The organism is Mycolicibacter kumamotonensis, from assembly GCF_002086285.1.
Classification (GTDB): Bacteria; Actinomycetota; Actinomycetes; order Mycobacteriales; family Mycobacteriaceae; genus Mycobacterium; species Mycobacterium kumamotonense.
In genome coordinates this window covers 177,659-192,233 of sequence record NZ_MVHU01000001.1, presented here as the reverse complement: position 1 = coordinate 192,233, position 14,575 = coordinate 177,659, and the positions used below count along the sequence as shown (strand labels likewise).

Here is a 14,575-nt window from a genome sequence, read left to right as displayed (position 1 = left end):
ACTTATGTGTGCCGGTCGCGGGGTAGATTCCAGTCATGATGCAGTATCCCGACGCTCGCCAGACGGCGCTTCCGGCGAACGTGCATGGCATGGCAGATCCGAACTTCGCCTGGGCCGTGCGTGCTTTCGCCGCGATGTTCCCCGGCCGCCGCTACGGCGGCGGGGCGCTGGCCGTCTACCTGGACGGCAAACCCGTCGTCGACGTGTGGACCGGGTGGTCGGACCGGGCGGGCCGGGTGCCGTGGTCGGCCGACACCGGCGCCATGGTGTTCTCGGCGACCAAAGGCGCGGCGTCGACGGTCATCCATCGGTTGGTCGACCGCGGTCTCATCGACTACGACGCCCCGGTGGCGCAGTACTGGCCGGAGTTCGGCGCCAACGGCAAGGCCGCGATCACCGTCCGGCAGCTGCTGGGCCACCGGGTCGGGCTGACCCACCTGCACGGCGCCACCAGGGCAGACCTACTGGACCACGTCACGATGGAAGCGCGGATGGCCGCCGCGGCGCCGGGACGCGAGTTCGGCAAGTCCGCCTATCACGCGTTGACCTACGGCTGGCTGCTCTCCGGGCTGGCCCGGGCGGTCACCGGCATCGGCATGCGCGAATTGTTCCGCGCCGAGCTCGCCGACCCGCTGGACACCGACGGGCTGCACCTGGGTCGTCCGCCGGTGGATTCGCCGACCGTCGCCGCGGAGATCATCATGCCCCAGCGCAACCGCCGCAACCGGGCGGTGGAGCTGCTGGCGTCCAGGGCGGCCGCGATGCTGCCGTACGGGGGCTTCGGCGCCATCTACTTCCCCGGTGTGATGAGCACCTTGCGCGGCGATATCCCGCTGCTGGACACCGAGGCTGCCGCCGTCAACGGGGTGGCCACCGCCCGCGGCTTGGCCCGGCTGTACGGCGCACTGGCCAACGGCGGGCGGATCGACGGTACCCAGCTGTTGTCGCGCCGGCTGGTGGGCGGCCTGACCGGTCGGCGCAGCTTGGAACTGGACCGGACCGTCGGGTTTCCGTTGGCGTTCCACCTGGGCTACCACGCGGTTCCGTTCGGATCGGCGCTGCCGGGCTTCGGCCACATCGGGTTGGGCGGCTCCCTGGGTTGGGCTGATCCGGCCAGTGGGCTCGCGATCGGCTTCGTGCACAACCGGCTGCTGACCCCGTTCCTGGCGGTCGACCACGCCGGCTTCGTCGGCGCCGCCGCGCTGATCCGCCGGGGCGCCGCCGGGGCCCGCCGCAACGGATACAGCCCGGTCCCGCGGCTCGGGGCGCCGTTCGCCGAACGGGATGCCGCGACCGGATAGCACCCGGCTCGGCCGGCCCCGTTAGGGTGTCCCGAGTGACTGACCGTACGCCGAAGCTCTACATCTTCCCGCACGCCGGCGGATCGCCGCAGTACTACATTCCGTTCTCCAAAGCGTTCGTTACCGATGTCAAACGCATCGGAGTGCAGTACCCGGGCAAAGGCGGTAACCACGACCTCGGTGCGTTCACCAGCATCGAAGATCTCGCCGACCGGGTCTGTGAGAAGCTGCCCACGCCCACCGACGGCCCGGCGGCCTTCTTCGGCCACAGCATGGGCGCCCTGCTGGCATTCGAGGTAGCCCGTCGGTTCGAGGCGGACGGCAAGGCGGTCGCGGCGCTGTTCCTGTCCGCAGCGGGCGCACCGGGGCGTGCGGGTTATGACAACATCGGCGACTCCGACCGGGGGCTGCTCGAGGCGGTAAGCCAGATGACCGGAGTCAATCCGGAGTTTTTGGAGAACGAGGAGTTCGCGGCGAAGATCCTGCCGACGCTGCGGGGGCTGAAGGCCATCGCGAACTACGACTGCCCGCCCGAGGCCCGGGTGTCGTGCCCGATCGTCGCCTTCCGCGGAGACGAGGACGACGTCGCTACCGCCGAGAAGGTCGCCCCGTGGGCCGAGCGCACCACCGCCGAGTTCAGCGTTCGGACGTTCACCGCGCCCGGCCACCACTTTTATCTCAACGATCACCTGCCAGAACTCGTCGGCGAAATCGAGGAGAAACTTGCGGTCTATTGCCGCGGATGACACTCGGCCCGGCGGCGCCAATTCTGTGAAGTACCTGTTGGTGCCGGTGTGACCCCTGGTGCTGGGGACAACATCTGCGTTAACATTCCGAATCTGCTGCGTTGGCCCTGTATGGCAGCCATAAATTCCCTGTCAACAGCGCCTACGTGGTAGCCTCCGCGGGAGGGAAACACCTGGGATGTCGGGGTCCAAGGCGTTTTTGCGAAGGTTCCAAACATCCAGAAGGGGTACCCGTGTCGATGGTCGAATCACCCGCGCCGGCCCTGTCGGCCACGCGATCACGGCGCCCGGATGTACCCGCCCCCACCTTGTGCCGGCGCGGCGGGCAACCGGCCCCCGGTCAGGCTGAAGCACTCAGCTGAGCAGGCCGGGGCAACGCTGCCCGCGGGCCTGACTTCGCAGGGGGAAGCAACCCAAATGTCGCTAATCCACCATATGTCGCTAATCCAATTGCATACCTCCGCTGTGCAGGACAATCGCGCAGCGAAATCGTCAGTTCGGACCACAAACCTGATGACTTTCGACCGGGCCGAACCACTCGGCAGGTGAGGTCCGCGGACCTGACAGCACAAGGAGAAAACATCGCTATGCCGGTTACTCAATCGCACATTCCGACCTTGTTGGCGGACCGGGCCCGGGAAAAGCCGGACGCGCCTGCGTACACCTTCATCGACTTCGACGTCGACCCGGCCGGCTACCGCGAGACGGTGACCTGGTCGCAGCTGCGCAACCGCGCACAGGTGGTTGCTGCCGAGCTGGCGACCTGCGCATCCCCGGGTGACCGCGTGGCACTGCTGGCCCCGCAGAGCATGGAGTACATCGTCGGGTTCTACGGCGCGCTGGAGGCCGGCATGATCGCCGTCCCGCTACCGGTGCCGATGTTCGGTGCGCACGACGAGAGGGTGTCGGCAGCACTGCGCGACTGTTCCCCGGCAGCGATCCTGACCACGTCGGCCTCGGTGGGCGACATCGCCAACTCGATCCGTGACCTCGGCGGTACACCGCCGGTGGTGATCGAGGTGGACGCGTTGGACCTCGACTCCGAGCCGCTGGAGGCGCCCGCCGCCGCCACAGTGCACACCAAGACGGCGTTTCTGCAGTACACGTCGGGGTCCACCCGGACCCCGGCCGGCGTCATGGTCGGGCACCACAACGCGATCGAGAACATGCGGCAGATGATCGCCGACACGTTCGAGAACGTCGGCAAGACCGTGCCGGCCGACACCACCCTGGTGGCGTGGCTGCCCTTCTACCACGACCTCGGCCTGATGTGCGGCATCATCTTCCCGCTGGTGGGGGGCCACCAGGCGGTGATCTTCAGCCCGATGGCGTTCCTGGCCAAGCCGGCCCGCTGGATGCAGCTGGTGGCCAGCTATCCCAACGCCTACACCGGTGTACCGAACTTCGCCTACGAATTGGCGGTGCGGCGTACCTCCGACGAGGACATGGCCGGGCTCGACCTGGGACATGTTCACACCTTCGCGTTCGGTGCGGAACGGGTGCACGCTGCGACGCTGCGCCGGCTCGTCGAGCGGTTCGCCAAGTTCAACCTCAACCCGGCGGCGCTGCGGCCCGGCTACGGCCTGGCCGAGGCGACCGTCTACCTGACCTCGAACACCCCCGGCAACCCGCCGCCGACCGCGCGCTTCGACTACACCAAGCTGGCGAACGGCACCGCGGAGCCCAGCGGGCCCGAAGGCGGCGTCGAACTGGTCAGCTGCGGTGTGCCGCGCGCCTGCACGGTTCGCGTCGTGGACCCGGACACCCAGACGGAGAACCCGGAGGGCACGGTCGGCGAGATCTGGGCATACGGTCCCAACGTCGCCGCGGGTTACTGGCACAACCAGCAGGCGACCGAGGCGACGTTCTCCGGCAAGCTGGTCGACCCGTCGCCGGGTACGCCGCAGGGGCCCTGGCTCAAGACCGGCGACCTCGGGGTCATCTCCGGTGGCGAGCTCTACATCGTCGGCCGGATCAAGGACCTGCTGATCGTCGACGGGAAAAACCACTACCCGGACGACATCGAGGCCACCGTCCAGGAGATAACCGGCGGTCGCGTGGCCGCGGTCTCCATCCCGAACAGCCGGTCGGAGGAGCTTGTTACGATCGCCGAGTTCAAGAACAAGGGGGGCTCGGATGAGGAGGTCCAGGGCAGGCTGAATGAGGTGAGGCGGAAGGTCACGGCAGCGCTGTCGAAGGCACACGGCCTGGCTATCGGCGATCTGGTTCTGGTGCCGCAGGGCGCCATTCCGATCACGACAAGCGGCAAGATCCGGCGCTCCAGCTGCGTGGAGATGTACCAGCGGGACGGATTCGACCGACTGGATGCTTCTGCTCGGTCTGTGTGAAGCGATGAGGGGCTGCTCGCGCGGCTTTCGGGGAGGTTGAGTTGAGCGAGATGAATGGTGTACCGGCCGGGGGGCCGGACCGCCGGGCGATTGTCGCTGAGGCGTTGCGCAAGATTGATGATTTGACGGCGCGGTTGGCGGTGGCTGAGGCCGGGGATACTGAGCCGATCGCGGTGGTGGGTTTGGGTTGTCGTTTTCCTGGTGGGGTGGATGATCCGGCCGGTTTTTGGCGGTTGTTGTGTGCTGAGGGGTCGGGGATTGTTCGGGTTCCGGCGGAGCGCTGGGATGCGGATGCGTTTTATTCGTCGGATCATTCGGTGCCGGGGACGATTTGTTCTCGTGAGGGCGGGTTTTTGACGTCGTGGCGGCCTGATGAGTTTGATGCGGAGTTTTTTGGTATTTCGCCGCGTGAGGCTGATGCGATGGATCCTCAGCAGCGGTTGTTGATGGAGGTGGCCTGGGAGGCGTTGGAGCATGCCGGGATCACCAAGGAGGCGATCCGCGGCACCCAGACCGGCATTTTCGTCGGCATGACCACCAACGACTACGCCCTCAATATCGTCGGCGGTATCCGCCCCGCAGAAATCGATCCTTACGTCCCCTTCGGTAACGCCGCCAATTTCGCGGCCGGCCGGTTGGCGTATTTCTTGGGTGTGCATGGTCCGGCGATCATGTTGGATACGGCGTGTTCGTCGTCGTTGGTGACGATTCATTTGGCGTGTGCGAGTTTGCGGCGCCGCGAGTCGGATCAGGCGCTGGCCGCCGGGGTGAATTTGATGTTGACCCCGCAGAACAGTATTGCGACGTCGCGGTGGGGGATGTTGGCGCCGGATGGGCAGTGCAAGACCTTTGACGCCGGCGCGGACGGTTATGTGCGTTCCGAGGGTGCCGGGGTGGTGGTGCTCAAGCGGTTGTCGGATGCCCAGCGTGATGGTGACCGGATTTTGGCGGTGGTGCGGGGTTCGGCGGTGAATCAGGATGGGCCGTCGTCGGGTCAGACGGTGCCGTCGGGTCCGGCGCAGCAGAAGGTGGTGCGGGCGGCGTTGGCGTCGGCGCGGTTGGAGCCGGGCGATATCGATTATGTCGAGGCGCATGGTACGGGTACGGCGTTGGGTGATCCGATCGAGTTGGATGCGCTGTCGGCGGTGTTCGGTGAGCGGGGTTCGTCGGCGCCGTTGGTGTTGGGGTCGGTCAAGACCAATCTTGGTCATCTTGAATCTGCTTCTGGTGTTGCGGGTTTCATTAAGACGGTGTTGGCGGTGCAGCATGGGTTCATTCCGCGGCATTTGAATTTTTCGCAGTTGACGCCGAATGCGGGTGCGGGGGCGTCGAAGTTTGAGATTGCGGCGCAGGCGATGGGGTGGCCGGCGGTGTCTCGTGCGCGTCGGGCGGGGGTGTCCTCGTTCGGGGTGTCGGGCACTAATGCGCATGTGATCGTCGAGCAGGCTCCGGTTGTCGAGTCGGCGGAGTCTGCGGGGTCTGCTGAGGTGCCGGTGGTGAGCACGTTGGTGGTCTCGGGTAAGTCGCCGGCGCGGATTGCGGCCACTGCCGGGGTGTTGGCGCAGTGGTTGGCCGGTGATGGTGCCGAGGTGCCCCTGGCCGACGTCGCCCACACCCTGCGCGAACACCGCAGCAGCTTCCGCTACAGCGCGGGAGTCTGCGCCCGCGACCGCGACGCGGCCATCGCCGGGTTGGCCGCGCTGGCCGCCGGTGAGAGCGCCCCCGGCGTCGCCGAGCCGCGGATCCGACCCTCAAGCGCCCGACCGGTGTTCGTGTTTTCCGGTCAGGGTTCGCATTGGGCGGGGATGGGTCGTCGGTTGTTGGCTGATGAGCCGGTGTTTGCTGCGGCGGTTGATGAGTTGGAGCCGGTGTTTGTTCGCCAGGTGGGTTTTTCGCTGCGGGAGGTGATTGCCGGCGGCGTGGAGATCTCTGGTGATGCGCAGGTGCAGCCGGTGATCATGGGGTTGCAGTTGGCGTTGGCGGCGTTGTGGCGCTCCTATGGGGTGGTTCCGGATGCGGTGATCGGGCATTCGATGGGGGAGGTGTCTGCGGCGGTGGTGGCCGGGGCGCTGACCGTCGAGCAGGGTTTGAAGGTGATTGCGGTGCGGTCGCGGTTGATGTCGCGGCAGGCCGGTCAGGGTGCGGTGGCGTTGTTGGAGTTGGATGCCGGGGCCGTGCAGGAGTTGTTGGGGCGGTATCCGCAGGTGGCGGTGGCGGGGTATTTGTCGCCGCGGCAGACGGTGGTGGCGGGTTCGCCGGCTGATGTGGATGCGGTGATTGCGGCGGTGGCGGCCCAGGAGCGGTTTGCGCGCCGGGTCAATATGGAGGTGGCCTCGCATACGGCGTTCATGGATCCGATTTTGGCGGAGTTGCGGGCTGAGTTGGCTGATGTGGTGCCGGCGGCGGGGCGGATCCCGTTCTTTTCCACGGTCGTTGATCCGGGCGGGCCCACTCCGGTTCTAGATGCCGACTACTGGGCCGACAATGTGCGCCAGCCGGCCCGGGTCAGCCAGGCCATCAATGCCGCGGCACAAGATCACGGCACCTTCATCGAAATCAGCCCACACCCGATCCTGACGCACACCATCGACGAGAACCTGGAGTCGGTTCCGCACTGCACTGTGGCCACCTTGGTGCGCGACGGCGACGACACCGTGAATTTCCACCAGCATCTCAACGGCGCGCACCCGGTGAGCCCTCGCGAGTTGCCGCATCCGGCTGAGCCGCACCCGGTGCTGCCCGTCACGCCGTGGCGGCACACCCACCATTGGCTCGAGACCGAAAGCTCCTTCACCGCAGCCGAATCCGCACCCAGGCCCGGCGTCCTGCTGGGCACGCACATCAAGATCGGCAGCACACCGACCGTCCACCTGTGGCAGGCGCGGCTGGCTCCGGAGTCCAAGCCGTACCCGGGCAGCCACCGCAACAACGGTGTGGAGCTGGTGCCCGCATCGGTACTGCTGCAAACGCTTTCCGATGCGGCGATCGAGGTGAACGGCCACCCGGCCGTCACCGACATCCGCTTCGAGCACCCGATCATCGTCGACAAGCCCCGGACCATCCAGGTCGTCGCCGACGCCGAATCGATCGTCGTGTCGTCGAAGGTGGTGCCATCGGACCCGGCGTCCGACGACGGGGGTGTGCGCTGGATCAAACACCTCAGCGCGCGCATCGCGCCACGCGGCGAATCCGTCCCGGACGGCGCCGATGCGATGCACAAGAACGGCCACGCCGGAACGCAATTCGATGATGATGCGGTGACCTCACTGTGGCTGGCTTGGGGCAGCGAAGGACGGCCCTTCGAGTGGTCGATCACCTCGGGGCGGTCGACCCCGGTGGAATTGCGGGCCGACATCGAAGCGACGGCATCCGCGCCGGGGACGGTGACGCTGGTCGACGCCGCGCTGCACGTCGCACGCCTGGTGGACGGATCCAACCCCGAGTTGATGGTGCCCGCCGCGGTCGACAGCGTCCGATTCGGTGAACCGCCCGCCGACGGCCGGGCCGGCGTCACCGTGCACCGGCGCGAGGCCGGCGAGGGGGAACTCGTCGTCGACATCGCCGTGACCACACCCGAGGGTGCGGCCTGCGCCGAGATCCACGGGCTGCGTTACACGGCACTGGACACGGCGACCCCCGCCCAGGACCCCAGCGCGATCGCGCACGCGATCGAATGGCAGCCCTGGGACGCGGCGCCCCAGACCCCCGACCAGCCCGCCACCCTGGCGGTGGTCGGCGACGGCGACGCGGCCGAGGCCCTGCGCAGCGGACTGACCGCAGCCGGCCACTGCACGGCCGGCGTCGGCGAGGCCCAGGCCGTGGTCTACGTCGCCGACGCCCGGCCCGACGAGACGGACCTGGACTGCACATCGCGGCTGGTCAGCGAGGTGTCCGGCCTGGTGTCGCGGCTGGCTGAGCGCGACGCCCACCCGCCCGCGCTGTGGATCATCACCCACGGCGTCCACGAGGCCGCCTCCGATGCCGCGGTGCGTCAGAGCTGCCTGTGGGGCCTGGCCGGGGTGATCAGGGCCGAGCAACCGCAGCTGTGCGGCGGACTGATCGACCTGCCCGAAAACCCCGTCGCGATGACCGAGTGCGTCGCGACGCTGTCGACGGTGCTGCGCACCCCGGCGAAATCAATCCTGGTGCTGCGCGACGGTCAGTTCCTCGCGCCGACGTTCACCCCGATCTCCGGCCCGCCGCAACGCGAGCCGATGGTCTGCCAACCCGACGGCGCCTACCTGATCACCGGCGGCATGGGAGCACTCGGCCTGCTGATGGCGGGGTGGCTGGCCGACCGTGGCGCCCGCCGGCTGGTGCTGGCCGGGCGCAGCGCGCTGCCGCCGCGACGGGACTGGGATGGCAAAGAAAATCAGGACCTCGACGCCGACCTCCAGCGCAAGATCGCCGCGATCCGGGCGCTGGAGCGCCGCGGCGTCACCGTCGACGTGGCCGCCCTCGACATCGGTTCCCGAGACGGTGTGGTCGACCTGTTGGCCCGCCGCGACGCCGCGGGAGCGCCTCCGATCCGCGGCATCATCCACGCCGCCGGCGTCACCGAAGGACAGCTGCTGACCGAGGTCGACGACGACCGGCTCCGGGACACCATGTGGCCCAAGGTCGCCGGCGCCCAGGTGCTGCATGAACTGTTCCCGCCGGCCAGCGTGGACTTCTTCTTCATGACCGCCGCGGCCGGTGCGGTGTTCGGGGTGCCCGGACAGGGCGCCTACGCGAGCGCGAACGCCTACCTGGACGGTCTGGCCCGCGCCCGCCACCAGCGCGGCTGCCACAGCGTCAGCCTGGACTGGGTGGCCTGGAAGGGCCTCGGCTTCGGCGCCGAGGCGCACGTCGTGCTGCACGAGTTGGAGCGGATGGGCTCCCGGCCGATTTCACCGGCCGAGGCCTTCGCCGCCTGGGACCACGTGGAGCACTACGACGTCGCCCAGGCCGTCATGGTGCCGCTGCCCTCGACAGGCGAGCCGGGCGGGCCGGCCGACAGCGCCGCACCGACCCGAGACTGGGCGCAGCTGCCCGCCGATGAGATACTCAGCGAGCTGGAATTCGGGTTGCGCAGCATCCTGGCCCGCGAGCTTCGCATGCCCGAGGCCGAACTACAGCTGGACCGGCCATTCGCCGAGCTCGGCCTCAACTCGGTGATGGCCATGGCAGTCCGCCGCGATATCGAAGCCCTGGTCGGTCTGGAGCTCTCGGCGACGATGCTGTGGAACCACCCGACGACTGCGGCGCTGGCGGCCCACCTGACCGGCAAGCTGCTGCCGCAAGAGGACTCCGGCGCCGACCCGGCGGCCACCAATGGCGAGCTGGCCGAGTCGGCCGACAGTGTGTTGAATGAGCTGTTCGACAGCGTGGAATCGGCTCCGGCCGGATGGGACGGGATCTAGTGGGAATCGGGTTCCCCGCATGACCGCAGCGTTTGACGAAGAATCACTGCGTAACTGGCTGGCCGACTACCTGGTCACCAATATCGGCTGCAGCCCGGACGAGATCGATTTCAACTCGTCGCTGAACGACCTGGGTGTCGGATCCCGTGACGCGGTGGTGCTCTGCGGCGAGCTGTCGGAGTTGCTCGGTCGCAAGGTCTCGCCGGTCGAACTCTGGGAGCACCCGTCGGTCGCGGAGCTGGCCCGGTTCCTCATTGAGCCGGAGTCCGCCGACGAGGAGTCCGCACCCGAGCCGGGTCGGTTCGGCACCGACGAGCCCATCGCGGTGATCGGTCTGGGCTGCCGGTTCCCCGGCGACATCAACTCCCCGGAAGCGCTGTGGCAGTTCCTGATCGACGGTGGCAATGCGGTCACGGAGGTACCGGCGGACCGCTGGGCGCCGTTCGACGACGGCTCTCCCGAGACCGCCAACGCGATCGCCCGCACCACCCGCTGGGGCTCGTTCCTGAGCGACATCGCCGCCTTCGACGCCGACTTCTTCGAGATCTCCAGCCGCGAAGCCGTCAAGATGGACCCCCAGCAGCGGCTGCTGCTGGAAGTGGCGTGGGAAGCGTTGGAGTACGCCGGAATTCCGGCGACCTCCTTGCGGCGCTCGCAGACCGGCGTATACGTCGGTGCCAGCATCACCGAGTACGGCTGCCACGCATCCGCCGACCTGACCGGCGTGGACGCCTGGAGCAACGCCGGTGGCGCACTGAGCATCATCGCCAACCGGTTGTCGTATTTCCTGGACCTGCGCGGCCCTTCGGTGACCGTGGACACCGCGTGCTCGTCGTCGCTGGTCGCCCTGCATCTGGCGTGCCGGAGCCTGCGCACCGGCGAGTGTGAGACCGCCATCGCCGGCGGGGTGAACCTGCTGATGTCCCCGGCGGTGTTCCGCGGCTTCGACCAGAGCGGAGCGCTGTCGGTGACCGGCGCCTGCCACGCGTTCGACGCCGAAGCCGACGGATTCGTCCGTGGTGAGGGCTGCGGTGTCGTGGTGCTCAAGCGCCTGTCGGACGCCCGCCGCGACGGCGACCGGGTGCTGGCGGTGGTCCGCGGCTCGGCGATCAACCAAGACGGCCGTTCCAACGGCCTGCTGGCGCCCAACCCGGCCGCCCAGATGGCGGTGCTGCGCTCGGCCTACGCCGACGCCGGGATCGCGCCGCAGGAAGTCGACTACGTCGAAACCCACGGCACCGGAACCCTGCTCGGCGACCCGATCGAAGCCCGGGCGCTGGGCACCGTACTGGGGCGTGGACGCCCCGCGGATGCGCCGTTGCTGCTCGGTGCCGCCAAGTCGAACCTCGGTCACCTCGAGGCGGCCGCCGGCATGGTCGGCTTCATCAAAACCGTGCTGGCCGTGCAGCGAGGCCAGATCCCGCGCAACCTGCACTTCAACGCGCCGAATCCCCACATCGCCTTCGACCAGTTGCGACTGAAGGTCGTTGCCGAACAACAGGACTGGCCGTCCACCGAGCATCCGCGGCGGGCCGGGGTCTCCTCCTTCGGCTTCGGCGGCACCAACGCGCACGTGGTGCTCGAACAGGCGCCGCCCGCCAAAGTCACTGCCCGCGAAGCGGATCCAGCAGTCACCACCCTGGTGGTCTCGGGACGGACCCCGGAGCGGATCGCAGCGGCCGCCGCCGACCTGGCCGCCTGGCTGGACGGGGCCGGCGCCGAGGTCGACCTGCCCGACGTCGCGCACACCCTCAACCACCACCGCGCCCGGCAGGCCCAGTTCGCCACCATCTGCGCCAGGGACCGCGGCCAGGCGATCAGCGGCCTGCAGGCGCTGGCCGCCGGTACGTCGGCCGACGGTGTCGTCGGTCCGCACGACGGGCCATGCGGGCCCGGCACGGTTTTCGTCTATTCCGGGCAGGGCTCGCACTGGGCCGGCATGGGTCGGCAACTACTCACCGACGAACCGGCGTTCGCGCGGGCCCTGGCCGTGCTGGAACCGGCATTCGTCGAACACGTCGGGTTCTCGCTGTGGCAGGTGATCTCCGGCGGTGAACCGGTCAGCGGCGACGCCCAGGTGCAGCCCGTCCTGATGGGGCTGCAACTGGCCCTGACCGAGTTGTGGCGCTCCTACGGGGTGCACCCCGACGCCGTCATCGGTCACTCCATGGGCGAGGTGACCGCGGCTGTCGTGGCCGGCGCACTGAGTCCGGCCGACGGATTCCGGGTGATCGCGGCCCGTTCCCGGCTGATGTCACAACAAGCAGGCCAGGGCGCGGTGGCGTTGCTCAACCTGGACAGCGAAGCCACCGAGGCGCTCATCGCCGGCTACCCCGATGTCAGCGTGGCGGGATACCTGTCGCCCAAGCAGACCGTGGTGGCCGGACCGGTGGCGCCGGTCGACGCGGTGATCGCCGCCGTCAGCGGCCAGAACAAGTTCGCCCGGCGGGTCAACATGGAGGTGGCCTCGCACACCGCGCTGATGGACCCCATCCTGCCCGACCTGCGCGCGGCGCTGGCGGACCTGACCCCCGACGTCGCGACCATCCCGTTCTTCTCCACCGTGACCGATGCCGCCATGCCGGCCGGCGGGATGCCGCTGCTGGACGCCGACTACTGGGTGAACAACGTTCGCCAGCCCGCGCTGCTGACCCAGGCGGTCGCCGCCGCGGCCGGCGAGTACACCACGTTCGTGGAGGTCAGCGCCCACCCGATTCTCACCCACGCGATCGCCGACACCGTGGAAGCACTCGGCGGTCACCACCACAGCGTGGGAACCCTGACGCGCAACGCCGACGACGCGATCAGCTTCCACACCAGCCTCAACCGCACGCACACCGCCCAGCCGCCGCAGACCCCGCACCCGCCGGAACCGCATCCGGTGTTGCCGGCCACGCCGTGGCAGCACAGCCGCTACTGGATCGATACCGTCTCCATCCGCGGCGCCGCGGGGCCGGGGACCACCGCCGTTGACCGGGCCACCGGCAGCCCCGGCGCGCTGCCCACCGACTGGTGGTGCGAGCTGACCTGGCCGCAAGCGGCGGCCGTGACGGCCGCTGACACCGCCGGTGACCCGCGGTGGCTGGTGATCGGTGACGACGAGCTGGGTTCCGAACTCGGCGCGGTGACCACCCTGGGCACCTCGGCGCTGGCCGCCGGCGCCGACCCGGCGGCACTGTCGGCGGCACTGACCGGGGTCACCCATGTGCTGTATGCGCCGACCGTCTCCGCGGACCTGAGCGCGGCACCGGCCTACGACACCTTCAACGCCGGGCGGCGGCTGGCGGCGGCCCTGCTGGACCGGCCGGAGTCGCCGAGGCTGTACCTGCTCACGCGCAACGCCCAACCGGTCGGCGACGGCGACCGGGCCCACCCCGCGCATGCCGTGTTGTGGGGACTGGGCCGCACCCTGGCCCTGGAACACCCCGAGATCTGGGGCCGGGTCGTCGACGTCGACGAGTCCGTTCCGGCGTCGGTGGTGGCCGGGTACCTTCGCGCCGAGGCCGGAGCCGCCGACACCGAGGACCAGATCGTCTACCGCGCCGGTCTCCGCCGCGTCCCGCGGCTGCGCAGGGGCCGCCCCACCGGGGCCGCGGTACCGGTCGAGTTCGACACGGACAGCTGCCATCTGGTGATCGGCGCCACCGGAAACATCGGACCGCAGCTGGTCCGGCAACTGGCGGCCAGTGGGGCCAGGACCATTGTCGCGGTCTCGCGTCGTCCGGGCACACGTCTCGACGAGCTGGCGGCCGAACTGTCCTCGACCGGCACGACGCTGGTGACGGTGGCCGCCGATGCCGCCGACGAGACCGCGATGAGCGCACTGTTCGACCGGTTCGGCGCCGACCTGCCGCCGCTGGCCGGGATTCACGTGGCCGCCTTCGCCGGCGGGCCGGTGACGCTGCGCGACATGACCGATGACGACGTCACCGCCATGTTCCGGCCGAAGCTCGACGTGGTCGCGGTGCTGCACAAGCTGTCGCTACGGCACCCGGTCCGCTATTTCGTGCTGTTCTCCTCGATCTCGGGCATCACCGGATCGCGCTGGCTGGCGCATTACACGGCGACCACCACCTTCCTGGACACCTTCGCCTACGCACGTCGCGCCGCCGGACTGCCGGCCACCGCGATCAACTGGGGGCTGTGGAAGTCGTTGAACGACACCCAGTCCGACGCCGAACGCCAGGTGACCGTGGAGTCCGGCCTGGAGCCGATGGCCGATGAGGTGGCGATCGGAGCACTGCCGTTGGTGATCGGGACGCAGAGCGCCGTGCGGCACACCGTGGTGGCGGCGGACTGGCCGCGGCTGGCCACCGCCTACCGCACCCGCGCGGCACTGCACATCGTCGACGACCTGCTGGCCGTCGCCGAGCCCGCCGACGGATTGGCGCCGGTCACCACCGAGTTCCGCCGCGCCCTAGCCGAAGCCGAACCCGAACAGCGCCTGGAGGTGCTGCGCGACCACGTCACCGCGCAGGTCATCGCCGCGATGGGTCTGGCGTCACGCCACGCTCTGGACCCCACCGCCGGATTCTTCGCCTCCGGCATGGATTCGCTGATGAGCGTCACCCTGCAGCGGGCACTGTCGGACAGTCTCGGCGAAACCCTGCCGGCCGCAGTGGTCTTCGACTATCCGACCATCGAGGCGCTGACCGGATATCTGGCCACGATCCTGCCCGAGCTGGTCGAGGCCACCGAGCAGGACAGCACCGACGCCTATGACGACATGAGCGATGACGAGCTGCTCGCGCAGCTCTCGGAGAGGTTGAGTTGAGCGA

Annotated in this window: 5 protein-coding genes; all 5 read left to right on the top strand. The window is 68.9% G+C overall.

Annotation, left to right across the window (positions count from 1 at the left end):
- Positions 1-35: 35 nt before the first annotated feature.
- Positions 36-1,301 carry an esterase/beta-lactamase LipL gene (gene lipL / locus BST28_RS00780; RefSeq protein WP_019736037.1) on the top strand — a complete coding sequence of 422 codons (1,266 nt, stop codon included), beginning with the start codon at positions 36-38 and terminating at the stop codon, positions 1,299-1,301.
- A gap of 35 nt (positions 1,302-1,336) precedes the next feature.
- Positions 1,337-2,047, top strand: coding sequence for a thioesterase II family protein (locus BST28_RS00775; RefSeq protein WP_019736036.1), 711 nt, complete (start codon positions 1,337-1,339; stop codon positions 2,045-2,047).
- 587 nt (positions 2,048-2,634) lie between these two features.
- Positions 2,635-4,395 carry an AMP-binding protein gene (locus BST28_RS00770; protein WP_083079468.1) on the top strand — a complete coding sequence of 587 codons (1,761 nt, stop codon included), beginning with the start codon at positions 2,635-2,637 and terminating at the stop codon, positions 4,393-4,395.
- Positions 4,396-4,445: 50 nt separating this feature from the next.
- Positions 4,446-9,797, top strand: coding sequence for a type I polyketide synthase (locus BST28_RS00765; RefSeq protein ID WP_083079465.1), 5,352 nt, complete (start codon positions 4,446-4,448; stop codon positions 9,795-9,797).
- Between the two features lie 19 nt (positions 9,798-9,816).
- Entirely contained in the window at positions 9,817-14,571 is a 4,755-nt protein-coding gene (locus BST28_RS00760) for a type I polyketide synthase (RefSeq protein ID WP_083079463.1), read from the top strand.
- The last annotated feature ends 4 nt before the right edge of the window (positions 14,572-14,575 follow it).